Here is a 23,263-nt window from a genome sequence, read left to right as displayed (position 1 = left end):
TGCCCCGGACCGCTCGTCCCACGGCTCGATGAGGGCCTACGGCTTGATGAGGACCTTCAGGGCGGTGCGTCCGTCCATCGCCTTGTAGCCGTCGGGCACCTCGTCGAGCCCGACGGTCATGTCGAAGACCGGCGAGGGGTCGATGGTGCCGGAGAGCACGTCCGGGAGCAGTTCCGGGATGTACGTGCGGACGGGGGCGACGCCGCCGCGCAGGGCGATGTTCCGGTCGAACATGATGCCGAGGTCCAGTCCGGTGCCGCTGCCGTGCGGCACGCCGACGTAGCCGATGGCCCCGCCGTCCCGGGCGATGCCCACGGCGGTGCGCATCGACTGCTCGGTGCCGACGGCCTCGATCACCGCGTGGGCGCCCTCGCCGCCGAACAGCTCGCGCACGGCGGCGACGGCGGCCTCGCCGCGTTCGGCGACGACGTCGGTGGCACCGAAGGCGCGGGCGATGTCGGTCCGGGCCTCGTGGCGGCCGAGCGCGACGATCCGCTCGGCGCCGAGCCGCTTGGCCGCCATGACGCCGCACAGCCCGACGGCCCCGTCCCCGACGACGGCGACGGTGGAGCCGGGCTTCACCCCGGCGCCGACGGCCGCGTGGTGCCCGGTGCCGAGGACGTCGGACAGGGCCAGGAGCGCGGTGAGCAGCCGGTCGTCGGAAGCCGCGGCGGCGGGCAGCTTGACCAGGGTGCCGTCGGCGAAGGGGACCCTGACGGCCTCGCCCTGTCCGCCGTCGGAGCCCACCGAGCCCCAGAAGCCGCCCTGCGGGCAGGAGGTCGTCAGCCCCTCCGCGCAGTAGGCGCAGCTGCCGTCGGACCAGACGAAGGGGGCGACGACGAGGTCACCGGCGGTGAATCCGTTGACCTCGGAGCCGGTCTCCTCGACGATCCCGAGGAACTCGTGGCCGATGCGCTGGCCCGGCTGCCGGGCGGACTCGCCCCGGTAGGCCCACAGGTCGCTGCCGCAGATGCAGGCGCGCAGGACCCGCAGGACCACGTCGGTGGGCTGCTGGATGACGGGGTCGGGCACCTCCCGCACCCGGATGTCGTGGGGGGCCTGGATGACGGTGGCGCGCATGCGTGGGGGTCCTTGCCGGTCTCAGATGCTGATACTCCGTTCACGGTACGCCCCGCGCGCCGGACCGGCTCCCCGCGCCCCCGGGCCGAGGATCCCCAGGGTGAGCAGGAGCTGGGCCGCCACATAGGTGAGCATGACCCAGAAGGCGGGTGCGGGCGGCTCGGGGCGGTCGGCGATCCCGGTGGCGATCAGGGCGTCGGAGAGCAGGAAGAGCCCGCCGCCCACCGCCGCGTACCGGCCGTACACGCCGGAGCGGTAGGCGACGGAGGTCAGCAGCAGGCTGTACGCGGCCATCGGGATCCGCAGCCCGGCCGGGAGCCCGCCCCAGAGCAGGGCGAGGAACCCGGCCAGCACGGCCGCGTAGACGAGCGCGGGCAGCAGCGGGCCCCGCGCCCGGCCGAAGAGCACCAGGTAGCAGACGTGACCGGCGGCGAAGGCGCCCATGCCGACGAGGAAGGCGGGATCGGCGTCCACCAGCAGGAACACGTCGCCGGCCCAGCCGCAGAGCAGGGCCGCGATCAGCAGCCGGGGCCCGCGCCGGGCGAAGGCGTATCCGGCGAGCAGCGGCATCAGCAGCGGTTTGGCGACGAGGTGGAGGAGGCCGACGCCGGTGAGCACCCCGACGAGGTCGGCGGCGCAGGCGACGAGGAAGGCGGCGAGCAGCGGGCGCGCCCAGCGCTCCCGGGGGCCGGGGGGCGGGGTGGCGGCGCTCATGGGGCGTGCTCCGGGGCGGGGACGGCGGTCGCGGACGCGGTCGCGGCGGTCGAGGGGGCGGGCTGCCAGCCGGGGCCGCGGAAGATCCGTCCGGCCCGTTCGCCCCAGCTGCCGGCCGCCCGGACGTCGCGGGCGATGGCGGCGTACTCGTGGGTGGCGACCCGCAGCGGGTTGTAGGTGTCGATGTTCTTGGTGAGCCCGAACACGGGCCGTTCCCGCTCCGCGGCGAAGGAGCCGAACCAGCGGTCCCACACGATCAGGATGCCGCCGAAGTTCCGGTCGAGGTAGCCGCCCTGGGAGGCGTGGTGCACCCGGTGGTGCGAGGGCGTGTTCAGGACGTACTCGAAGGGCCGGGGCAGCTTGTCGATGCGCTCGGTGTGCACCCAGAACTGGTAGACGAGGTTGGCCGACGAGCAGAAGGCGAGCGCCGCCGGGTGGACGCCGCAGGCGATCATCGGGAGGTAGAACGGCCAGGAGGTCAGCGAGGTCCAGGGCTGGCGCAGCGCGGTGGAGAGGTTGAACTTCCGGCTGGAGTGGTGGACCACGTGGCAGGCCCACAGGATCCGGATCACGTGGTGCCCGCGGTGCGACCAGTAGTAGAAGAAGTCCTGGGCCAGCAGCATCAGCAGGACCGTCCACCACAGCACGGGCACCCGCAGCGGCGTCAGCTCGTACACGGCGGTGTAGACCGCCACGACGGGCACCTTCCACATCAGGTCGAAGCCCAGGCTCCCCAGGCCCATGGTGATGCTGGTGGCGGCGTCCTTCGCCTCGTAACCGGCGGCCTCCTCGTCGGGGTGGAAGTGGTGGAGCGCCATTTCCACGAGGGTGAGCAGGACGAAGGCCGGTATGGACCAGAGCACTACATCGGGCAGGTTCGTCGGCATGAGTGCACGGTAGAGCCGCTGGTCGGCCGGGACCAGACGTTGTTACCAACAAGTATGCGAGACAGGGTGTCAGCGGTCTTTGGCACCTTCCGACAGGCCGGGGCGTCGTACGATCCGTGGAGGGTCCGAACGGGGGAGGAACCGCGGTGCAGGGTCTGGAAGTTGCGCTCGTCCGGCTGGCCACGACGGTGCTGGGCACGGTGGCCAGGTCGCTGCTCGCGCCGAAGCCGGGGGCCGGTCTGGTCCCGGATCCGGTGCGCCCGCTCCCCCGCCCGGCGAAACCGGACCGGCTGGCGAAGGTGCTCGGCGGCCGGCTGGAGGAGGCGTACGCCGAGCTGCCGGAGCACGAGCGGCTGGCCGCCGTCGCCGCCGTGCAGGACACGTTCGCGGCAGTGGGCGAACTGGCCCCGGAGCGGCTGTTCGCCACCGGCCTGGACCCGGAGGCGCTGGCCGCCGGCTTCCCGCCGCCCGACGCCGCCGGGCTCTCGCGGCGGGCGACGGAGCTGTACGGGGAGCTGCTGGTCCGGTGCTGCGCGCATGTCGTGGAGCAGCTGACCGCCGAACCGTCGTTCGCGGCGCGGGCGGCGGTGGAGCAGACCCGCGCGGCGGGCCGGACCCGGGAGCTGGTGGAGGACGTACGGGACCGGCTCGGCCCGCGCCCGGACGCGGCGGCGCTGGAGTTCGAGGAGCGGTACGCGGACTTCGTGGCGCGGGCGCACGGCCGGGTCGAGCTGTTCGGGCTGACGCTGGGGAGGTCGGCGGGCGACTGGCCGCTGGAGACGGCCTATCTGAGCCTGTCGGTCAGCTCGCACGACAGCGCCCCCGAGTGGTGGGAGCCGTCGGCCCCCGAACGGACGACGGTCCGGGCCGAGCAGGCCCTGGCCGGGTCGGAACGGCTGCTGCTGCGGGGTCCGGCCGGTTCGGGCAAGAGCACCCTGGTCCAGTGGCTGGCGGTGAACGCGGCCCGGCAGTCCTTCGGTCCCGAACTGGCGGACTGGAACCGCTGTGTCCCCTTCGTCCTGCGGCTGCGCGCCTTCACCTCCGACGGGGCGCCGCCCGGCCCGGAGGACTTCCTGCGCGCGACGGGCGTCCCGCTGCACGGTGCGGCGCCCGCCGGCTGGGCGGACCGGGTGCTGAGCCAGGGGCGCGGCCTGGTGCTGGTGGACGGGGTCGACGAGGTCCCGGCCCGGCTGCGGCAGCGGACCGAGCGCTGGCTGAGGGACCTGATCACCGCCTATCCCCGCTCCCGCTACGTGGTGACGACCCGGCCGTCCGCCGTGCCGGAGAGCTGGCTGTCCGGCTCCGGTTTCCGGGCGCACTCGCTGCTGGCGATGAGCGACAAGGACATCCTCTCCTTCCTCGCGCACTGGCACGGCGCCGCCCGGTCGGAGTGCGCGTCGGACGAGGAGCGCGCCCGGCTCGACACGTACGAGGAGGCGCTGCGCCGCGCCGTCACCACCCGCCGGGACCTGGGCCGGCTGGCGACGAACCCGCTCATGTGCGCCCTGCTCTGCGCGCTCAACCGCGACCGCCGCATGCAGCTGCCCCGGGCCCGCAAGGAGCTGTACGACGCCGCGCTCGACATGCTCCTGGTCCGCCGCGACACCGAGCGCGACATCGTCGGCGTCGAGGGCGTCGACCTGACCCGCGAGGAGCAGACGGCCCTGCTCCAGCGGCTCGCGTACTGGCTGATCCGCAACGGCCAGGCGGAGGCCGACCGCGGCGAGGCCCTGGAGATGGTCACGGAGTGGCTGTCGGCCATGTCCCAGGTCCGCGAGAGCCCCCGGGAGGTCTTCTCCCACCTCCTCATCCGCAGCGGGCTGCTGCGCGAACCCGCCCCGGGTTCCGTCGGGTTCGTGCACCGCACCTTCCAGGACTACCTGGGCTCGAAGGCGGCCGTGGAGGCCCGCGACTTCGGCGTCCTCGTCAAGCACGCCCACGACGACCAGTGGCACGACGTCGTCCAGATGGCCGTGGGCCACGCCCGCCGCGACGAACGCGACCGGCTGCTGCGGCAGCTCCTCAAGCGCGCCGACCGCACCCCCACCTACCGCAACCGCCTCGTCCTCCTCGCCGCCGCGAGCGTCGAACAGGCCCCGGAGCTGGACGCGGAGGTCCGGGCGGAGGTCCGGCGGCGGACGGAGGAGCTGCTGCCGCCGCGCAGCCGCGCGGAGGCGGAGGAGCTGGCCGGCGTCGGCGAACTGGTGCTGGAGCTGCTGCCGGGGCCGGAGGACGTCGCGGACGAGTCTGAGGCGGGCTATGTGGTGATGACGGCGGGGCTGGTCGGGGGCGCCGCCGCCTACGAGGTGATCCGGAGGTACCGGGGCGACGAACGCTCCTGGGTGGGCTCGCAGTTGTGCCACGCGTGGTGCGCGTTCGACACGGACGCCTACGCCCGGGACGTGCTCGCGGGGAGGACCTGGGACCGGTCGTACGTCTCCGCGGAGAGCCCCGAGCAGGTGGAGGCCCTGCGGTACGTGCCCGGGGCGCGCGCGATCCGCCTCCAGGGCGACCATGCCGATCTGTCCTGGCTGCCCGGCCGCCGGGAGGTGCGGCGGTTCTTCACCTTCGACAACGGGACCCTCACCGACGTCTCCCCGCTGGCCTCGGCGCGCTCGCTCACCGAGGTGGGGCTCAGTCTGTGCCCCGGGGTCCGCGATGTGAGCCCCCTGCACGGCCTCCCGCTGACCTGGCTCTCCCTGAACCGGCTCCATCCGGAACTGCCTCAGGAGCAGCTGGCGCCTGTCACCGAACTGCGCGAGATGGTCCTCGGGCACCGCTTCCCCGTCGCGTGCCTCGGTGAGCTGCCGCTCAGCCGTGCTCTCGACCTGCTCTACGTGATCGGTCCGGCCGGGGAGATGAGCCTGGAGGGGATCGAGGAGTGGACGGGGCTGGAGGAGTTCCGGGTCGAGACCACCTCGCAGCTGCGGTACCTGTGCGGGAACCGGTCCCTCCCCCGCCTCCGCCGGCTCTCCCTCGACGGGCTCGACACCCTGGACCTCTCCTGGCTCGGCAGTCTGTCCACCCTGCGGGAGCTGCGCCTCTACAACTGCCCGGCGTCCGGCGATCTGGCCGCCCTGAAGGATCTGCCCGCGCTCACGGAGCTGACCCTCTACAGCCGTTCGGAGACCCCCCAGGACCTGACGCCCCTGGCCGGCCTCGACCGCCTCGCCCTCACCATCGGCCGCGACACCCGGACCGTCGGGGATGAGCTGTTCCCGCCCGAACGCCTCACCCGCCTGCACTGAGCACCGGACGCCCCTACACCCCCGCCGCCCCCAGCAGCTCCCCCGCCGCGTACGTCACCGCCATCGCCACCGCTCCCCCGCCCATGTTCCGCAGCACCGCCGGGCCCGCCTCGGCCTCGCCGAGGCGGGCGCTCCACCAGCCGGTGAGGGCGAGGGCGGCCAGGACCGAGAGGACGGTGATCAGGAGGCGCAGGGAGGAGGGCGGGAGGACGATCGCCAGCAGGGGGAGCAGGGCGCCGACCGTGAAGGCGAGGAAGCTGGCGCCGGCGGCGTGCCAGGGGTTGGTGAGGTCGTCGGGATCGATGCCGAGTTCGACCTCCGCATGGGCGCGCAGCGCGTCGCGCTCGGTGAGCTGGAGGGCGGCCTCGCGGGCCACGTCGTGGCTGAGGCCCTTGCCCTGGAGCAGACCGGTGAGTTCGGCGAGTTCCGCCTCGGGGGTCTCCTGGAGTTCCCGTTTCTCCGTCGCCAGGGCGGCCTTCTCCGAATCGCGCTGAGTGGAGACGGAGACGTACTCCCCCGCCGCCATGGACATGGAGCCGGCCAGCAGCCCGGCGAGCCCCGCGGTCAGCAGGGCTCCCCGGTCACCGGTGGCCCCGGCGACGCCGACGACGAGGCCGGCGGTGGAGACGACACCGTCGTTGGCCCCGAGAACGGCGGCGCGCAGCCAGTTCAGGCGTACGCCCAGTTCGTTGCCGTGCGGTTCGTCGTGGTCGCGGGTCTGAGTCACCCGGGGATGGTCTCACCCGCCCCCGTCACCAGACACGCACCGACCCACCCGGAGCGAACGCCGGGCTGGTCGCGCCGGGCGGGATCTCCTTCAGGGGCCGGGCGATCTCCTCGACGGTGGGGCCGACGCGGGCGGCGATCCGGTCGAGGGCGGTGAGGTCGAAGCCGTAGACGCGGGCGGCGTTGCCGCCGGTCATGGCGGCGATCTCCTCGGGCGGGAGTCCGGCGTAGGCGATCCGCAGGGCCTCGCGGGTGTGGGGGGCGGTGCCCTCGTCGTGGGGGTAGTCGCTGCCCCACATGATCTTGTCGAGGCCGATGCGGTCGCGCAGCGGGACCTCGTGGGGGCGCATGAAGCTGGCGCCGACGAAGCAGTGCTCGCGCCAGACCTCGCTGGGGCGGGCGCCCATGGAACCGGCGAGCCCGGCACCGAACTTGGCCTCGGCGGTCGCCGCCCGGGAGGCGGCCGCGACGAGGCGTCCGTGGTAGTAGTCCAGCATCTCGACGACGCCGGGGATCCAGCCGGAGCCCTGTTCGGTGAGGACGAGCCGGAGCCCGGGGTGGCGGCGGAACGCCCCGCCGAAGACCAGGTGCCACAGGGCGCGGTGGGAGAACCAGGTGGTCTCCACCATGAAGACGGCGCGGGCCGCCGGTTCGTCGCCGAGCGGCGGGGAGGCGGAGCCGCCGTGGTGGTTGACGGGGACGTCCAGTTCCGCGCAGGCCGCCCAGATGGGGTCGTAGACCGGGGAGTGCAGTTCGGGCAGGCCGGAGCCGGGCGGGGCGCCGGGGAGCAGGATGCCTCCGGTGAGGCCTGCCTGCCGGGTGCGGCGGATCTCGCGGGCCGCCTCCGCGGGGTCGTTGAGGAGGATCTGGGCGACTCCGGCCCGGCGGCCGGGCGCGTCCGCGCAGAAGTCGGCGAGCCAGCGGTTGTGGGCGCGCAGTCCGGCCCAGCGCTGTGCGTACTCCTGCCGGGTGGGGGCGGGGGCCATCAGCGAGGCGGAGGGGAAGAAGGGCGGGATGGTGTTGGGGAAGACGACCTCGGCGACGATGCCGTCGGCCTCCAGTTCGGCGAGGCGGCGGGCGGAGTTCCAGTTGCGGTCGGCGGTGTCGGCGACCAGGTCCTCGTACGGGTTGACGTAGGTGGCGGCCCAGGCGTCGAAGTCGTCGTGGTAGGCGGACTCCAGGTAGGGCCGGTAGTCGAGGAGGTCGGCTCCGGCGTGGCAGTCGGCGGAGACGACGGTGTACCGGGCGGTCATGACGCCCCCAGGACGGGGAAGTCGTGGCCGGTCAGCCAGTGCCGGCCGGTCTCGCGGGAGCGGGCCCAGGAGGCCTCGACGGCGCTCTGGTCGGGGCTCTGGCCGAGGTCGGCGGGGGTGGGGCCGATCCGGGCGGCCAGCGGGGCGAGCCGGTCGGTGTCGAAGCCGAAGACCTCGGCGGCGGCCAGGCCCAGCATCTGCCGGGTCTCGGCGACGGGGATGTCGTGGAAGGTGTCGCGCAGCCAGGTCGCGGTGTGCGGCCAGGTGCCCTCGGGGTGCGGGAAGTCGCTGCCCCAGAGGATGTTGCGGACGCCGATCTCGTAGCGCTGGGCGAGTTCGCGGCGTTTGGTGTTGGTGGCGCAGACGAACACCTGGCGGTCCAGGTACTCGTGGGGCGGGCGCTTCAGTTCGGCGAACGGGGAGAGCTTCTTGCCGCCGTGGGCGCCGAGGTAGAGGCGGTCCATGAACCACAGGAGGTTCGGCAGCCACCAGCAGCCGGACTCGGCGACGCCGAACTTCAGCCCGGGGTGGCGTTCGAAGGCTCCGGACCAGAGGAGGAACCAGAGGGGGCGGGAGGGCCACCAGGTGACCTCGGAGACGTAGATGCCGAGGTGGTCGCCGTACTCGTGGCGGGGCGCGGCGCCGGAATGGGTGACGACGGGCATGCCGGTCTCCGCGGCGGCCGCCCAGACGGGGTCGTAACGGCGGTCGTGGTAAGGGGCCTTGTCCACCCACATGGAGGGGATCATCAGGGCGCCGAGGCCGGACTCCTTGGCCCGGTGGATCTCGGCGACGACCCGGTCCACCTCGCCGGTGACGGGCAGCAGGGCGACCCCGCAGTGGCGTTCGGGGTGGGCGGAGACGAACTCGGCGAGCCAGCGGTTGTGGGCCTGCGCGCCGGCCATGCCCAGCTCGGGGTCCTGGTCGCCGGAGAGGCCGAGGCCGACGCCGAAGGGGGCGGCGGTGCGGCTGTCGACGGCGTCCGCGTCGGGGAAGACGACCTCGGCGGCCACCCCGTCGCCGTCGAGTTCCTTGATCCGCCGGGCGCTGTCCCAGCCGCCCCTGAGCCCTTCCTCGTTGTCCCGGAACCACTTCTCGGCGAAGGCCTCGTTGCGTACGCCGAGCCGGGTCATCTCCTCGCGGCGGCGGTCGCGGCCGGCCAGGAAGTCGTCGAAGGCGCGGTGGAAGCGGCGGTCGAGGTAGGGCCGGTACTCCTCGGTGGGCAGTCCGGCGTGGCAGTCGGAGGAGATGATCAGGTACGGGTCGTCGTCGCTCATCGCACGCTCCTCGGTCGGTCGGTGGGTCGGTCGGCCGGGCCCGGTCCGGTCCGGGCGAACGGCCCCGGCCCTTTCGTTCGGATCAGTCGAGTACGAAACGCTCCAGGTAGGACGGGTTCGACCGGTCGAGCATCGACTGCGACCTGGCCCGGATCTGCCGGTCGCTGTGCTCGCTGTCCGGCAGCATCCAGAAGCGGTCGGCGCGGATCCCGTCGACGACGGTCCGGGCGACGTCCTCCACGGGGGTGAACTCGACCTCGTGGCCGGCCGCGCGCATGGCGGTCTCCCACTGGTCGAGGCTGCGGTACGGGGTGCGGCGCGGGCGCTCCTTGGCGTACCGCTCGGGGCGGTTGCGGTACGACTCCCACAGGCCGGTGCGCAGCATGTGCGGGCCGGGGAAGAGGACCGAGGCGCCGACGGGGGCGTCCTCCGCCCGCAGATGGGCGTAGAGCGATTCGGTCAGGGTGACGACGGCGGACTTGGTGACCGCGTAGACGGAGGCGGTGGGCAGCGGGGCGATCCCGCCGTCGCCGGAGGAGGTGTTGACGACGTGTCCGGGGCCGCCGCCGGCCAGCATGCGCGGGACGAAGGCCTGGACGCCGTGGAAGACGCCCCAGACGTTGACGGCGAACGCCCACTTCCAGTCGTTGGGTTCGTGCTCCCAGATCCGGCCCTCGGCCCCGGAGCCGACGCCCGCGTTGTTGCAGAGCACGTGCACGGCGCCGAAGGCGTCGTACGCGGCGTCGGCGAGGGCGGTGACGGAGTCGCGTTCGCCGACGTCCGTCGGGTGGGCCAGCACCCGGGCGCCCTCGGCGCCCAGGGCGTCGGCGGCCTTGCGCAGGGCGCCCTCCTCGACGTCGGCGAGGACGACGGAGAGCCCCTCGGCGGCGAACCGCCGGGCCATCGCGAGGCCGATCCCGCTCGCGGCGCCGGTGACGACGGCGGTCTGGCCGGCTTCGAGCCTCATCGGACGCTCCCTCGCGGCGGGCCGTCGTGGATCTGCTGGGGGTCGTCGTAGCGCTGGTGGACGTACGGCAGCAGCGCCTCGGCGGCGACCCGCTCCACGGCGCGGCCGCGCTGGTCGCTGGTCTTCTCACCGAGGGTGAGTGCGACGACGCGGTGCACGGGGAGGTCGGCGACCGGGTCGTACACCGAGTCGCGCAGCACCACGTCGCCGCTGATCCGCTCCAGCCGGCGGACCTTCTCGTGGCGGGTGCAGTGGACGAGGACGGGGTCGGACTCGAAGCCGTCGCCGTCCACCGCGGGCAGGAACTTGAAGTAGAAGTCGAGCTTGACGGCGGGTCCGGGCAGTGGCAGGGGCTCACCGACGGCGCCGCGCACCTCGACGAAGTCGATGCCGTGGCGGCCGAGGGCGGCCCGGACGACGGGGCCGTCGCGCTCGACCTCCACCCGGCCGAGCTTCTTCGGTTCGCCGAAGACCTCGCGCCCGCCGGTCAGGGCCCGTTCGTGGGTCATCGGCATGACCAGCGGATACCAGCCCTCCTGCCCGTCGTGGACGGCGGCGACGGAGACGGATCCGGCGCCGAGGGGGTAGCCGGGCAGGTCGACCTTGCTGATGGTCGCCCGGACGAGCGGGCGGCCGGAGGGTTTCAGCGGCGGCGGGAGGACGGCCGCCACGGCGTCGGGGTCGCTCTCCCAGACGGCGGTGACGCCGGTGGACCAGATGTCGGGCAGCGCGGACCGGGCCTCGCGGGCCGCCGCGATCTCGGCCTCGGTGCGCGCGCCGTACCGTACACGTGCCATGCGGTGCCACCCTTCTCGGTTGTCCGTACCGGGTTCTGTAACACAGTTACACCGGAGTCCGTGAAGGGTAAAGAGCCGTGCGCGCAATGGAGTTCGAAGGACAGGAGAGACCGTGGGGCGATCGTCACTGACCCGTGAGGAGGTCCTGGCCGCCGCGTCGGACCTGGTGCGGCGCGGAGGTCCGCAGGCGCTCACCATGCGCGGACTGGCGGCCGAACTGGGCACGGCGGTGACCTCGATCTACTGGCACGTGGGCAACCGGGAGTCGCTGCTGGACGCGCTGGTCGAACGGACCGTGCGGGAGCTGGGCACCCTGCGCCCGGCCGGCCGTACCCCGGCCGCCCGGATCGTGTCGGTGGCCCGCGCGCTCCGCCGCGAGCTGCGCGCCCGTCCGCATCTGATCGCGATGGTCCACGAACGGGGACTGACGGAACGGATGTTCCTGCCGGCCCAGCGGGCGCTCGTCCACGAGACGCATGCCGCGGGGCTGCGCGGCGCGCGGGCGGCCCAGGCCGTCCGGGCGGTGCAGTTCCACACCGTCGGCTTCCTGCTGGTGGAACGCAACCGGGAGCGGTCCCCCGTCCAGTCCCCGGACGAGGGCGCGCTGTGGGGGGCCTCGTCGGCGGACGGCGACCCGGCGCTGTCCCGCGCCCTGGCCCGCCCGGCCGACCCGGACCGGCTGTTCACGGCCTCCCTGCGGGCCCTGGTGGAGGGGCTGCTGGCCGGTGCCCCGGAGGCGGCCGGGCCGTCCGGGCCGGGGGCGGGGGCGACGGCCGAATAGGGGAGTGTCGGTGGCGGCCCGTATTCTCTGTGACCATGCTCGACGACCGCCAGACCGCAGCACCGTGGCCGACCGCCTACCCGCAGGGGTACGCGGTCGTCGACGTGGAGACCACCGGACTCGCCCGGGACGACCGGATAGTGTCCGCCGCGGTCTACCGCCTGGACGCCCAGGGCGACGTCGAGGACCACTGGTACACCCTGGTCAACCCGGAGCGCGATCCCGGCCCGGTCTGGATCCACGGGCTGACCAGCGACGTCCTGGAGGGCGCCCCGCTCTTCCCGGAGATCGCCGCCGAACTGTCCGAGCGGCTGGCGGACCGGGTGCTCGTCGCGCACAACGCCGCCTTCGACTGGTCGATGCTCGCCCGGGAGTACGCGCGCGCGGCGGTGGTCGCCCCGGTGCGCCAGCGGCTGTGCACCATCGCGCTCTCCAAGGAGCTGCGGCTGCCGCTGCCCAACCACAAGCTGGAGTCGCTGGCCGCGCACTTCGGCGTGGTCCAGCAGCACGCGCACCACGCGCTGGACGACGCCCGGGTGCTGGCCGAGGCGTTCCGCCCGAGCCTGCACGCGGCGGCGCGCGGCGGGGTGCGGCTGCCACTGCTGGAGTGCCGCCCGCTGACCGAGTGGTCCGACTCCCCCGTCACCCCGAAGGTGGGCTACCAGCCGGCGTACGGCGCCCGCACCAGCTGGCGCCCCGCGCGCAGGCGCCCGGCCTGCCCCTATCCGAATCCGGGGCGGTACGAGAAGGACAAGCCCCTGATGCAGGGCATGCGGGTGGCGTTCTCCGGAGACACCTCCGTCGACCGCGAGCTGCTGGAGGACCGGGCCGTCGAGGCGGGACTGCACGTGGCGACCAGCGTCTCCCGGCTGACGAGCCTGCTGGTGACCAACGACCCCGACGCGGCGACGTCCAAGACGGTGAAGGCCAAGTCCTTCGGCACCCCGATCCTCGACGAGAGCGCCTTCACCCATCTGCTGCGGGACGTGGCCGCGGCGCCGAAGGTGCCGGGACCGACACCGTCATCGGAGTGAACCGGGGGCGACGCGCCCGCCCGCCGCTCGCCCGCCGCCCCCGCGCGTCCCACCCTGTGGCGCATGGCACGTTGTGAGGTTTGCGGAAACGACTACGGGATGTCCTTCGAGGTACACGCGCAGGGCGCGATTCATGTCTTCGACTGCTTCTCCTGCGCCATCCACCGCATGGCACCCATCTGTGAGCACTGCCGGGTCCAGATCATCGGACAGGGCGTCGAGGTCGACGGGCACTGGTTCTGCGGCGGTCACTGCGCCCGCGCGGAGGGGAAGGTGGGCATCGTCGACAAAGTCTGAGCAGCGGCCGCCCGGCCCCCTCCCCCTCTTCCCCCACCCCCTCCGCGATGCACCCCATGCCGCAGTTGTACGGTCATGGGGTGTACCGCTTCCTGTTCACCCGGCAGTGGCTGATCCTCGCCCTGATCTCCCTCGTGCTGATCCCCACCATGGTCGAGCTGGGTTTCTGGCAGCTGCACCGGCATGAGCACAAGGTCGCGCAGAACGCGCTGATCACCCGGAACCTCAAGGCGCCGCCGGTGCCGGTCTCCTCGCTCACCTCCCCCGGCCACACCGTGCCGCGCGCGGACTACTGGCGCACGGTGACCGCCACCGGGACGTACGACACGAAGCACCAGGTCGTGGTGCGCCGCAGGACGGCGACGGACGGCAGCATCGGCGTCCATGTGCTGATCCCCTTCGACCTCCGGGGCGGCGGCACGGTCATGATCAACCGCGGCTGGGTGCCCGCCGCCTCCGACCAGCACGCCTTCCCCGCGGTGCCGCCGGTGCCCGCGGGCGAGGTGACCGTCACCGGACGGCTCAAGGCCGACGAGACGACGGGCAGCAGCGGCATCAAGGACCTCGCGGACCTGCCGGACCGCCAGGTGATGCTGATCAACAGCGCCCAGCAGGCCAAGCTGCTCTCCCGTCCGGTGCTGGGCGGCTACATCGAGCAGACCGCGCCGGAGCCCGAGGGCGACCGCCCCGAGCTGATCGAGGCCCCGGACGACAGCTCGATCGGCCCGCACATGGCGTACGCCGTGCAGTGGTGGCTGTTCGCGGCCGGTGTGCCGGTCGGCTTCGTGGTGCTGGCCCGGCGGGAGAAGCGCGACCGGGCGGCGGCCGCCGCCGGGGCCGCGGCTCCGTCCGAGACGGCCGCACCCGAGCCGGCCCAGGCCTGACCCCTCCTCCGCCCGGCCTCCGCCGGGGTGACTCCCGGTTCTCCTCGTACCGTCCCTGCTTAGCGGAGGCCAGGTTCGGGAACACGCCTGAACGTGACTCCACGTATCGAGGACTACGCCCTGATCGGCGATCTCCAGACCGCGGCCCTGGTCGGCAAAAACGGTTCTGTGGACTGGCTCTGCCTGCCCCGTTTCGACTCGGGCGCCTGTTTCGCCGCGCTGGTGGGCGACGAGGAGAACGGCCACTGGCGGATCGCCCCCAAGGGCGCCGAGACCTGCACCCGGCGCGCCTACGCCGGCGACTCCCTCGTCCTGGAGACCTACTGGGAGACCCGCACCGGCACGGTCAAGGTCATCGACTTCATGCCGCAGCGCGACCACGAACCGGATCTGATGCGGATCGTCGAGGGCGTCAGCGGCACCGTGGACATGGCCTCGGTGATCCGGCTGCGCTTCGACTTCGGCTCGGTCGTGCCGTGGATGCGCCGGGCCGACGGGCACCGGGTGGCCGTCGCCGGTCCCGACTCCGCCTGGCTGCGCAGCGAGCCGCCGGTGAAGACCTGGGGCCAGCAGTTCTCCACCTGCTCCTCCTTCACCGTCGCCGCGGGCGAACGGGTGGCCTTCGTCCTGACCTGGCACCCCTCGCACTCGCCTCGCCCCGATCTGGTGGACCCCTTCGAGGCGCTGGAGAACACCCTGTCCGACTGGGCCGAATGGTCCGCCCGCTGCACGTACGAGGGGCCCTACCGGGAGGCGGTGATCCGTTCGCTGATCACGCTCAAGGCACTCACCTTCGGCCCCACCGGCGGCATCGTCGCCGCCCCCACGGCCTCGCTGCCGGAGGAGATCGGCGGCGTACGGAACTGGGACTACCGCTTCTGCTGGCTGCGCGACTCCACGCTGACCCTCGGCGCGCTGGTCTCGGCCGGCTATCTGGAGGAGGCGGCCGCCTGGCGGGACTGGCTGCTGCGCGCGGTCGCCGGGGACCCGGCCGACCTGCAGATCATGTACGGGCTGGCCGGGGAGCGCCGGCTGCCCGAATCGGAACTGCCGTGGCTGCGCGGCTACGAGAACTCCGCCCCGGTCCGGATCGGCAACGCCGCCGTCCGCCAGCGCCAGCTCGATGTGTACGGCGAGGTCATCGACTCGCTCCGGCTGGCCCGGGACGCCGGGCTGAGCGACAAACCGCACGCCTGGAGCCTCCAGCTCAGCCTGCTGGGCTTCCTGGAGTCCACCTGGCGCGAACCCGACGAGGGGCTGTGGGAGATCCGCGGCCAGCGCCGCCACTTCGTGCACTCCAAGGTGATGGCGTGGGTGGCCGCCGACCGCGCCGTCCGCAGCCTGGAGGAGGACCCCTCGCTCTCCGGGGACGCCGAGCGCTGGCGGGCGATGCGCGACGCCGTGCACAAGGAGGTCTGCGAGAAGGGCTACGACCCCGTCCGCAACACCTTCACCCAGTCGTACGGATCACGGAACCTGGACGCCGCCACCCTGCTCATCGCCCGCACCGGCTTCCTGCCGCCCGACGACCCGCGGGTGATCGGCACCGTCGACGCGGTCCGCGAGGAGCTGGGCAGCGACGGACTGGTGCGCCGCTACAGCACCGACGGCGCCTCCATCGACGGACTGCCCGGCGGCGAGGGCGCGTTCCTGGCCTGCTCCTTCTGGCTGGCGGACGCGCTGCTGCTGACGGACCGCCCCCGGGAGGCCGCCGAACTCTTCGAGCGCCTGCTGTCCCTGCGCAACGACGTGGGGCTGCTGGCCGAGGAGTACGACACCGCCGGCGGCCGGCAGCTCGGCAACTTCCCCCAGGCCTTCAGCCACATCGGGCTCGTCGGCACGGCGGTCGCGCTCGCCGGGGCACGGGCCGCCGAGGACGCGGCCCGCGGGGAGAAGGCAGGATAGGTCCATGGATCTTGGACTGAAGGACCGCGTGTACATCGTCACCGGCGCCACCCGTGGGCTGGGCAACGCCACGGCCCGCGCGCTGGTCGCGGACGGGGCACGCGTGATCATCACCGGCCGCGACGAGAAGAGCGTGCGGGAGGCCGCCGACGAGCTGGGCCCGGACGCGGTCGGGCTCGCCGCCGACAACGCCGACCCGGAGGTGGCGCAGCGCCTCGTGGAGGCCGCGCAGGAGGGGTTCGGCCGGCTCGACGGCATCCTCGTCAGCGTCGGCGGCCCGCCGCCGGGCTTCCTCGCGGACAACACCGACGAGCAGTGGCAGGCGGCCTTCGCCTCGGTGTTCCTGGGCGCGGTGCGCCTGGCCCGCGCGGCGGCCGCCGCCCTGGGCGAGGGCGGCGTCATCGGCTTCGTGCTCTCCGCCTCCGTCCACGAGCCGATCGCCGGGCTGACCATCTCCAACGGACTGCGCCCGGGGCTGGCCGGTTTCGCCAAGTCGCTCGCCGACGAGCTGGGCCCGCGCGGCATCCGGGTCGTGGGCGTCCTGCCGTCGCGCATCGACACGGACCGGGTCCGGGAGCTGGACGCGCTGTCCGGCGACGCGGAGGCCTCCCGTACGGCCAACGAGGCGGCCATCCCGCTGCGCCGCTACGGCACCCCGGAGGAGTTCGGCCGCACCACCGCGTTCCTGCTCTCCCCGGCGGCCTCGTACCTGACGGGCATCATGCTGCCGATCGACGGCGGGGCCGGGCACGGCTTCTGATCCGGGATCCGGTACGGCGGAGGGGCCGGGCGATGTCGTCGTCCGGCCCCTCCTGCGCGTCGCGCCGCCGCCGTGTCTCAGCTCACGCGTTCCGCGCGGTGCTTGACGGCCTTGAGCCGCACCTCGGCGGGCAGCCGGGCCAGTCCGGCCGAGTCGCGGGCGTGGGCGATGGCCTCGTCGCTGAGCCGGCCCAGCGCCTCGTCGGGGGCGGCGTGCGGTTCCATCAGGAGCCGGATCCGGGCCTCGGGCGTACTGCGCCGGCCGGTCAGGACGGCCTGGGCGCGGGCCACGCCGTCCAGGGCGCCCGCCTCTCCCGCGAGCACTCCCTCCAGCGCGCGTCCGCGCAGCAGCGCGCCCTCGCCGTCGCCGCTGTCCACCAGGACCTCGGAGAGCCGGGCCCGGCGCAGCTGGGCCAGCAGCCACCACAGGGCGAGCACCACGACGACCGCGAGCACGGCGATCACGACCGGCCACCACCAGCCCTCGGAGCGCCAGCGCTCCCGGTCGGCGTCGCTGAGCAGCACGTCCTTCTTCCCGTACCAGGGCCACCAGGACGGCACGGAGAGTCCGAGGCCGGCGGCCAGGACGCCGCCGCCCACGCAGACCAGGACCAGTCCGACGAGCCCGAGGAGCACCCGGTTGACGGTTCTGAGCACGCCGCTCACCCCTTCCGCGCCGGCCGGCGGACATGGACGGAGAGACTCGGGGGCCGGGACAGCCCCAGGTCCTTGATGCCGGTGGAGAGCACGGTGTCCAGATCGGCCCGTACGTCGTCGAGTTCACGGAAGTGCGAGACGGCCCGCACCCCCACCTTGCTCCGGCCCATCCGGACCCGGACGGACTGCACCCCGGCCACCTCGACGGCCCGGTCGCGCAGCACCATGGCGGCCGCGGTGCGGTCCAGGGCGGCCCGTACGTCCGGCCGGTCGCGGCGCATCGGGAGCAGATCGCGCAGTCCGGGGGTGAGCGCGAGGACGATCAGCCAGAGGCCGAGGGCGACGGCGACCCCGGCGCCGGTCAGCACCCACACGTCGTCCAGGCGGCGTTCGGCGAGCTGGTCGGCCAGCGAGCGGCGCCAGCTCATCGCCGGGTGGTCGGCGCGGACCGCCGCGACGTCGTAGAGGAGCAGTCCGGCGCCGCCCAGGATCACCAGGGCCGTGAGGCCGGCCGGGACGCGGCGGGCGGACCAGAAGCGGCCCGCCGGGCCGTCCGGGCGGTCCTTGGCCGGGACCGGGTCGTAGGCCGCGGAGGACGCGGACTGGTCCAGTTCGAGCACGCCGCCGTGCTCGCGCGGTCCGGTGGTGGGCGGTCCCTGGCCGTCGTGGCCGGGACTGCGGGGTTCGGTCATCGGATCCTCCCCTGCGCCGCGAGGCTCGCTCCTGAGGGGTGCAGGCGCTCGACCTGTACGGCCACTTCGGGCACCTCCATCCCCGCCAACGCCTCTACCCGCTCCGCGACCCGGCGACGCACCGCACCGCACTGGCGTCCGATGTCGCTGGGATACGCCAGCTCCAGGCTCACCCGGACGCGGGCGGTGTCACGGTGCACCGTGACCGTGGCGCGCGGCGACGCGGCCTCCTTCGCCGGCGCGTCGACGGCCTCCTTCGCCGCCTGCGCGGCGATCTTCGCCACGACCCGGTCGGCGATCCGGGTCTCGCCGCGCTCCGCCGCGGCCACCCGGCCGCCGGCCCCCGGCATGCCCGTCACCGCCGTCGGTCGCCGCGCTCGCGACTCCGGAAGAAGTCGCCGAACTCCAGATCGCCCTCCAGGAAGCGGCCGGCCACGAAGCCGACCGCTCCCAACGCGGCGACCAGCAGGAACGCCCCGAATCCGCCGAAGTACCCGGCGAACCCGAGCGCCATGCCGGCCACCATGCCGACCACCGCCATGCTCATCTGTGCGCTCCTCAACTGCCGTGGACGAAGGAGAACTGCGGGACGGGGAGAACTACTGGAGACGCGGCTCGGGTTCGTCGTCATCGTCGTCGTCGGGGAGCTTCACATCGCTCACCGCGATGTTGACCTCGACGACTTCGAGGCCCGTCATCCGCTCGACGGCCGCGACCACGTTCTCCCGCACATCGCGGGCCACGTCGGCGATCGACACGCCGTAGTCGACGACGATCTCCAGGTCCAGGGCGGTCTGGGACTCGCCCACCTCCGCCTTCACACCCCGGGTGACGGACTTCGAGCCGCCGGGCACCCGGTCGCGCACCGCTCCGAAGGTCCGCGAGAGCCCGCTGCCCATCGCGTGCACACCGACCACGTCGCGTGCCGCCATTCCGGCGATCTTCTCGACGACGCCGTCCGCGATGGTGGTCCGGCCGCGGGTCGCCGGGGCTCCCCCGCCGCGCTTGGTCAACGTGCTCCTGCTGTCGCCGCCCGAGGCGTCCTTGTCGGGGTTCTCGGGCCGGTTCCGCTGTGGAGTCTCGGTCATCGCCGTTCTTCCCTTCGGGGCAGATGGGGACTTCCTTGCCCACATTAGGTCCGCTTGCCCCGTCTCGCGCCGTGGATGCGGCAGGGTGGAGCCATGAACACGGCGGACGGCCAACAGCGGGCCGAGGGGTGGACGGCGGCGGTCCGGCGGCGGGTGCGGCTCGGCCGGCTGCTGCCGCTGGGCGGTCCGGACGACGGGGCGTGGATCGCGGAACGGGCCGCGGTCGCCGTGCTGCGCGAGGCGGTGGCGGGGGCCTGGCCGGCGCCGGTTCTCGGGGAGCTGCGGCTCTCGGTGGCCGATCCGGACGCGGCGCCCGCGCCGGGTGTGGAGCCGCCTCCGAGCGCGCTGCCCCCGGGCCCGCTGCGGATCGAGGGCACGCTGGCGGCACCGGCCGACCGGCCGCTTCCCGCCTCGGCCGACGCCCTGCGCGCGGCCCTGCTGACGGCGGCCCGGGAGCGGCTGGGGCTGCGGGTCGCCGAGGTGGACCTGCGGGTGACGGAGCTGCTGGACGAGGCTCCGGGGCGGGCCGCGCCGGAGCCGGTGGAGGTGCGCGGGGTCGCGGCACAGAGCGCGGCGGGGCGTGCGGCCGCCGGAGTGACGGGGGTGGCGGCGCTGACCGGGGTGCTCGGCCCGGCCGTGCACACCGGCGGCGGGTCCGTCCGGGTGGAACTGGCGGTGGAGGGCGGCCGGCGCACGCTCGACGTGACCCGCGCGGTGCGGGCCGCGGTGGGCCGGGCGGTGGACGGGACTCCCCCGGTCGCGGTGCTGGTCACGGCGGTGACACCGGGGGCGGAGACCGGGGGCCCCGGGCCTGTCTGAAGGTCCGCGCCGGCACCCCCGCGGGGCCGTGCACCCGGCGGCCGGCCGATCGCGGGACACCAGCGAACGCGGCCCGGGGGCCGTCGTCACCGCCGATACGACGCCGGGGCGCGTCCGTGCCGGTGCCGTATCGGCGGTGACGGCGAGGAGTCAGTCGCCGGCGCCCGCGAGGTCCCGCAGCCGGCGGCCCTGGGCGGCGCGCTCGGCGGCGCGCTGCTCCTCGTAGCCCCGGGAGACGGCACCGCTCAGCAGCGCCTTGGTCTCGATGACGGCGTCGCGCGGTGCGGCGACCAGGGCGGCGGCCAGATCGCGGGCGGCGGCCTCCAGCTCGGCGGCGGGCACCACGAGGTTGGCGAGGCCGGTGCGCTCGGCCTCCTCGGCGTGCACGAAGCGGCCGGTGGCGCAGATTTCGAGCGCGCGTGCGTACCCCACCAGGTGCACCAGGGGGTGCGTGCCGGTGAGGTCGGGGACGAGGCCGAGGCTGGTCTCGCGCATGGCGAACTGCACGTCGTCGGCCACGATCCGCAGATCGCAGGCGAGGGCGAGCTGGAAGCCCGCGCCGATGGCGTGCCCCTGGACGGCGGCGATCGTCACGATGTCGTGGCGACGCCACCAGGTGAACGCCTCCTGGTACCCGGCGATCAGGGCGTCGAGCTCCTCCTGCGGGCCACGCCCCATGTCGAGGAACGACGGTTCGCCGTCGAAGCCCTCGGGGGTGAACGCCTGCCGGTCGAGCCCTGCGGAGAACGACACGCCTTCGGCACGGAGCACGACGACCCGCACACTGCCGGGCAGGGCCCGGCCGGCCTCGGTCAACGCCCGCCACAGAGCGGGGGACTGGGCGTTGCGCTTGGCCGGATGGGTGAGGGTCACCGTGGCAACCGCGTCGTCGACGGTGAGTCGTACGCCGTCCTGGTCGAGCACGGAGTCGGGCGAGGTCATGGGGCGCCTCCGGATCGGGGTGCGGTCAGTGCAGTCAGCACAGAGCTAAGTGACTGAACAGTAACCACCCGATCGACCGCACGATCGACCGGGTGGCCACCACCGAGAACCGGTGAGCCCCGGGGCAGGCCGCACGACCTGCCCCGATCCGCCCGGGGCCGTCAGGCCGTCGCGGCCTTCTTGCCTCGTGTCGCGCCGCCGCGTCCGCGCAGCGTCACTCCGGACTCGCTGAGCATCCGGTGGACGAACCCGTAGGAGCGGCCTGTTTCCTCGGCCAGCGCCCGGATGCTCGCACCGGAGTCGTACTTCTTCTTCAGGTCTGCCGCGAGCTTGTCGCGCGCGGCGCCGGTCACCCGGCTGCCCTTCTTCAGAGTCTCGGCCACCCGTGCCTCCTCATGGGAAGTGCGCTCTGGACTTCTCATGATCACCCCTCGGGGCCGTCCTGGCCACCCATTCGGCAAGGTCGGTGCAAGCGGATAGACGCCCCCTGAAGGCATCGACACGACCGGAACTCGCTATTCCGAGAGGCCGGGGAGGCGGTCCGCACACAGGCCCGAACGAACGCCCAGGTCAGGGCCGCACGGGGATCGAGCGCCCGCGCGCGCCCCCTGCCGGGTCCCGCTCCGGGCGCCGCCCCGGGGTACGAGACCTCCTCACACAGATGAAGGATCACGCGTAGGCCGAATGATCCAGTGCGAGTGGATCATTCGGCCCGGGGACACCGCGAACACGCGTCCGCGCAGGAGGCCGGCCGGGTCAGGCCAGGGCCACCAGGTCCCGGTAGTCCGCACCCCACAGGTCCTCGACGCCGTCGGGCAGCAGGATGATGCGCTCGGGCTGGAGCGCCTCGACCGCGCCCTCGTCGTGGGTGACGAGGACGACCGCGCCCTTGTACGTGCGCAGCGCGCCGAGGATCTCCTCACGGCTGGCGGGGTCGAGGTTGTTGGTGGGCTCGTCGAGCAGGAGCACATTGGCCGAGGAGACGACCAGCGTCGCCAGGGCGAGCCGGGTCTTCTCGCCGCCGGAGAGCACCCCGGCGGGCTTGTCCACGTCGTCCCCGGAGAAGAGGAACGAACCGAGCGTCTTGCGCACCGCGACCAGGTCGAGATCGGGCGCGGCGGAGCGCATGTTCTCCAGGACCGTGCGGTCCGGGTCGAGGGTCTCGTGCTCCTGGGCGTAGTAGCCGAGCTTGAGGCCGTGGCCCTGGATGACCTCGCCGGTGTCGGGCTCCTCGGCGCCGCCGAGCAGCCGGAGCAGCGTGGTCTTGCCGGCGCCGTTGAGGCCGAGGATGACGACGCGGGAACCCTTGTCGATCGCGAGGTCGACGTCGGTGAAGATCTCCAGCGAGCCGTAGGACTTGGAGAGGCCCTCGGCCATGAGCGGGGTCTTGCCGCACGGCGAGGGGTCGGGGAAGCGCAGCTTGGCGACCTTGTCGGAGACCCGGACGGCCTCCAGTCCGGCGAGCAGCCGGTCGGCGCGCTTGGCCATGTTCTGCGCGGCGACGGTCTTGGTGGCCTTGGCGCGCATCTTGTCGGCCTGGGCGTTGAGCGTGGCCGCCTTCTTCTCGGCGTTCTGGCGCTCGCGCTTGCGGCGCTTCTCGTCGGCCTCGCGCTGCTGCTGGTAGAGCTTCCAGCCCATGTTGTAGATGTCGATCTGGGAGCGGTTGGCGTCGAGGTAGAAGACCTTGTTGACGACCATCTCGACGAGATCGGCGTCGTGGGAGATGACGACGAAGCCGCCGCGGTAGTTCTTCAGGTAGTCGCGCAGCCAGACGATCGAGTCGGCGTCGAGGTGGTTGGTGGGCTCGTCGAGCAGGAGCGTGTCGGCGTCCGAGAAGAGGATGCGGGCCAGCTCGACACGGCGGCGCTGACCGCCGGAGAGCGTGTGCAGCGGCTGGCCGAGGACCCGGTCGGGGAGGCTGAGCGCCGCGGCGATGGTCGCCGCCTCGGCCTCGGCCGCGTACCCGCCCTTGGTCAGGAACTCGGTCTCCAGGCGCTCGTACTTCTTCATGGCCTTCTCGCGGGTGGCGCCCTTGCCGTTCGCCATCCGGTCCTCGTTCTCCCGCATCTTGCGCAGGATCTCGTCGAGGCCGCGGGCGGAGAGGATGCGGTCGCGGGCGAGCACGTCGAGGTCGCCGGTGCGCGGGTCCTGCGGGAGGTAGCCGACCTCGCCGGAGCGGGTGATGGTGCCCGCCGCCGGAACACCCTCCCCCGCGAGGCATTTGGTGAGGGTGGTCTTGCCCGCTCCGTTGCGGCCGACGAGGCCGATGCGGTCGCCCTTGGCGATGCGGAAGGAGGCGGACTCGATGAGGATGCGGGCGCCGGCGCGCAGCTCGACGCCGGAGGCGGTGATCACGGAAAAACTCCAGGGCGGAAGGAAAGGCGGAACGTCTGGCGATGTACGGCTCCGACGTCGTTACTCACGCCTACGCACAAGGAGGATGGCCATGGGGACCA

24 protein-coding genes are annotated in these 23,263 nt (G+C 73.5%); 8 read left to right on the top strand and 16 right to left on the bottom strand.

Annotated elements, in window-relative coordinates; genetic code table 11:
* Positions 1-36: 36 nt before the first annotated feature.
* The 3 genes from ACZ4FH_RS34750 to ACZ4FH_RS34740 are packed head-to-tail and all read right to left on the bottom strand — an operon-like array spanning position 37 to position 2,681.
* Positions 37-1,080, bottom strand: a complete 1,044-nt coding sequence (locus tag ACZ4FH_RS34750) for a zinc-dependent alcohol dehydrogenase family protein (RefSeq protein ID WP_467309802.1) — start codon at positions 1,078-1,080, stop codon at positions 37-39.
* A gap of 21 nt (positions 1,081-1,101) precedes the next feature.
* A complete protein-coding gene (locus tag ACZ4FH_RS34745) occupies positions 1,102-1,794 on the bottom strand; it encodes a lysoplasmalogenase (RefSeq protein WP_467309800.1) in 693 nt (230 codons plus the stop codon).
* A complete protein-coding gene (locus ACZ4FH_RS34740; RefSeq protein WP_467309798.1) occupies positions 1,791-2,681 on the bottom strand; it encodes a sterol desaturase family protein in 891 nt (296 codons plus the stop codon). The genes ACZ4FH_RS34745 and ACZ4FH_RS34740 overlap by 4 nt, the downstream gene beginning before the upstream one ends.
* 146 nt (positions 2,682-2,827) lie before the next feature.
* Between ACZ4FH_RS34740 and ACZ4FH_RS34735 the strand changes: the two genes are divergently transcribed.
* Entirely contained in the window at positions 2,828-5,929 is a 3,102-nt protein-coding gene (locus ACZ4FH_RS34735) for an NACHT domain-containing protein (protein WP_467309796.1), read from the top strand.
* Positions 5,930-5,942: 13 nt separating this feature from the next.
* Here ACZ4FH_RS34735 and ACZ4FH_RS34730 read toward each other — a convergent pair whose 3' ends face one another.
* From ACZ4FH_RS34730 to ACZ4FH_RS34710, 5 genes are all read right to left on the bottom strand, one after another.
* On the bottom strand, positions 5,943-6,656 hold the full coding sequence (locus tag ACZ4FH_RS34730) for a VIT1/CCC1 transporter family protein (RefSeq protein WP_467309794.1): 714 nt from the start codon (positions 6,654-6,656) through the stop codon (positions 5,943-5,945).
* A gap of 25 nt (positions 6,657-6,681) precedes the next feature.
* Positions 6,682-7,908, bottom strand: a complete 1,227-nt coding sequence (locus ACZ4FH_RS34725) for an amidohydrolase family protein (RefSeq protein WP_467309792.1) — start codon at positions 7,906-7,908, stop codon at positions 6,682-6,684.
* Positions 7,905-9,185: an amidohydrolase family protein gene (locus ACZ4FH_RS34720; RefSeq protein ID WP_467309790.1), complete on the bottom strand. Its 1,281-nt coding sequence runs from the start codon at positions 9,183-9,185 to the stop codon at positions 7,905-7,907. The genes ACZ4FH_RS34725 and ACZ4FH_RS34720 overlap by 4 nt, the downstream gene beginning before the upstream one ends.
* An 82-nt stretch (positions 9,186-9,267) precedes the next feature.
* The gene (locus ACZ4FH_RS34715; RefSeq protein WP_383649312.1) at positions 9,268-10,152 is read right to left on the bottom strand and encodes an SDR family NAD(P)-dependent oxidoreductase; all 885 of its coding nucleotides are present in this window, start codon (positions 10,150-10,152) and stop codon (positions 9,268-9,270) included.
* Entirely contained in the window at positions 10,149-10,949 is an 801-nt protein-coding gene (locus tag ACZ4FH_RS34710) for an acetoacetate decarboxylase family protein (protein ID WP_467309787.1), read from the bottom strand. The genes ACZ4FH_RS34715 and ACZ4FH_RS34710 overlap by 4 nt, the downstream gene beginning before the upstream one ends.
* A 112-nt stretch (positions 10,950-11,061) precedes the next feature.
* Here ACZ4FH_RS34710 and ACZ4FH_RS34705 point away from each other — a divergent pair, with 112 nt between their 5' ends.
* From ACZ4FH_RS34705 to ACZ4FH_RS34680, 6 genes are all read left to right on the top strand, one after another.
* Positions 11,062-11,730: a TetR/AcrR family transcriptional regulator gene (locus ACZ4FH_RS34705; RefSeq protein WP_467309784.1), complete on the top strand. Its 669-nt coding sequence runs from the start codon at positions 11,062-11,064 to the stop codon at positions 11,728-11,730.
* A 29-nt stretch (positions 11,731-11,759) separates the two neighbouring features.
* Positions 11,760-12,764 carry a DEDDh family exonuclease gene (locus tag ACZ4FH_RS34700; protein ID WP_467309782.1) on the top strand — a complete coding sequence of 335 codons (1,005 nt, stop codon included), beginning with the start codon at positions 11,760-11,762 and terminating at the stop codon, positions 12,762-12,764.
* Between the two features lie 63 nt (positions 12,765-12,827).
* Positions 12,828-13,061, top strand: coding sequence for a hypothetical protein (locus ACZ4FH_RS34695; protein ID WP_467309780.1), 234 nt, complete (start codon positions 12,828-12,830; stop codon positions 13,059-13,061).
* 80 nt (positions 13,062-13,141) lie between these two features.
* A complete protein-coding gene (locus ACZ4FH_RS34690) occupies positions 13,142-13,945 on the top strand; it encodes an SURF1 family cytochrome oxidase biogenesis protein (RefSeq protein ID WP_467309778.1) in 804 nt (267 codons plus the stop codon).
* 93 nt (positions 13,946-14,038) lie between these two features.
* Complete coding sequence (locus ACZ4FH_RS34685; RefSeq protein ID WP_467309776.1) at positions 14,039-15,850, top strand: glycoside hydrolase family 15 protein; 1,812 nt, start codon at positions 14,039-14,041, stop codon at positions 15,848-15,850.
* 4 nt (positions 15,851-15,854) lie between these two features.
* Complete coding sequence (locus ACZ4FH_RS34680; protein WP_467309774.1) at positions 15,855-16,610, top strand: SDR family oxidoreductase; 756 nt, start codon at positions 15,855-15,857, stop codon at positions 16,608-16,610.
* Between the two features lie 77 nt (positions 16,611-16,687).
* On the opposite strand, the gene amaP is transcribed toward ACZ4FH_RS34680, so the two are convergent.
* The 5 genes from amaP to ACZ4FH_RS34655 are packed head-to-tail and all read right to left on the bottom strand — an operon-like array spanning position 16,688 to position 19,046.
* Entirely contained in the window at positions 16,688-17,275 is a 588-nt protein-coding gene (gene amaP, locus ACZ4FH_RS34675) for an alkaline shock response membrane anchor protein AmaP (RefSeq protein WP_383649335.1), read from the bottom strand.
* The gene (locus ACZ4FH_RS34670; protein WP_385110813.1) at positions 17,272-17,958 is read right to left on the bottom strand and encodes a DUF6286 domain-containing protein; all 687 of its coding nucleotides are present in this window, start codon (positions 17,956-17,958) and stop codon (positions 17,272-17,274) included. Before ACZ4FH_RS34670 ends, amaP begins: the two co-directional genes overlap by 4 nt.
* Complete coding sequence (locus ACZ4FH_RS34665) at positions 17,955-18,308, bottom strand: Asp23/Gls24 family envelope stress response protein (RefSeq protein WP_467309770.1); 354 nt, start codon at positions 18,306-18,308, stop codon at positions 17,955-17,957. Before ACZ4FH_RS34665 ends, ACZ4FH_RS34670 begins: the two co-directional genes overlap by 4 nt.
* 5 nt (positions 18,309-18,313) lie before the next feature.
* The gene (locus tag ACZ4FH_RS34660; protein WP_383649344.1) at positions 18,314-18,505 is read right to left on the bottom strand and encodes a hypothetical protein; all 192 of its coding nucleotides are present in this window, start codon (positions 18,503-18,505) and stop codon (positions 18,314-18,316) included.
* Between the two features lie 52 nt (positions 18,506-18,557).
* Complete coding sequence (locus ACZ4FH_RS34655; RefSeq protein ID WP_383649347.1) at positions 18,558-19,046, bottom strand: Asp23/Gls24 family envelope stress response protein; 489 nt, start codon at positions 19,044-19,046, stop codon at positions 18,558-18,560.
* Positions 19,047-19,139: 93 nt separating this feature from the next.
* Here ACZ4FH_RS34655 and ACZ4FH_RS34650 point away from each other — a divergent pair, with 93 nt between their 5' ends.
* On the top strand, positions 19,140-19,865 hold the full coding sequence (locus tag ACZ4FH_RS34650; RefSeq protein ID WP_467309767.1) for a hypothetical protein: 726 nt from the start codon (positions 19,140-19,142) through the stop codon (positions 19,863-19,865).
* Between the two features lie 150 nt (positions 19,866-20,015).
* Here the strand turns inward: ACZ4FH_RS34650 and ACZ4FH_RS34645 are convergent, their stop codons facing one another.
* The 3 genes from ACZ4FH_RS34645 to ACZ4FH_RS34635 form a co-directional block, all read right to left on the bottom strand.
* Positions 20,016-20,807, bottom strand: a complete 792-nt coding sequence (locus ACZ4FH_RS34645) for an enoyl-CoA hydratase/isomerase family protein (RefSeq protein ID WP_467309765.1) — start codon at positions 20,805-20,807, stop codon at positions 20,016-20,018.
* 161 nt (positions 20,808-20,968) lie between these two features.
* A complete protein-coding gene (locus tag ACZ4FH_RS34640; RefSeq protein ID WP_018518904.1) occupies positions 20,969-21,190 on the bottom strand; it encodes a helix-turn-helix domain-containing protein in 222 nt (73 codons plus the stop codon).
* Positions 21,191-21,563: 373 nt separating this feature from the next.
* Positions 21,564-23,162: an ABC-F family ATP-binding cassette domain-containing protein gene (locus tag ACZ4FH_RS34635; RefSeq protein WP_467309763.1), complete on the bottom strand. Its 1,599-nt coding sequence runs from the start codon at positions 23,160-23,162 to the stop codon at positions 21,564-21,566.
* Positions 23,163-23,263: the final 101 nt, after the last annotated feature.

Source organism: Streptomyces sp. NPDC024555 (assembly GCF_055559335.1).
The sequence above is the reverse complement of the archived record's forward strand: the minus strand, read 5'-3'. Positions and strand labels throughout refer to the sequence as shown.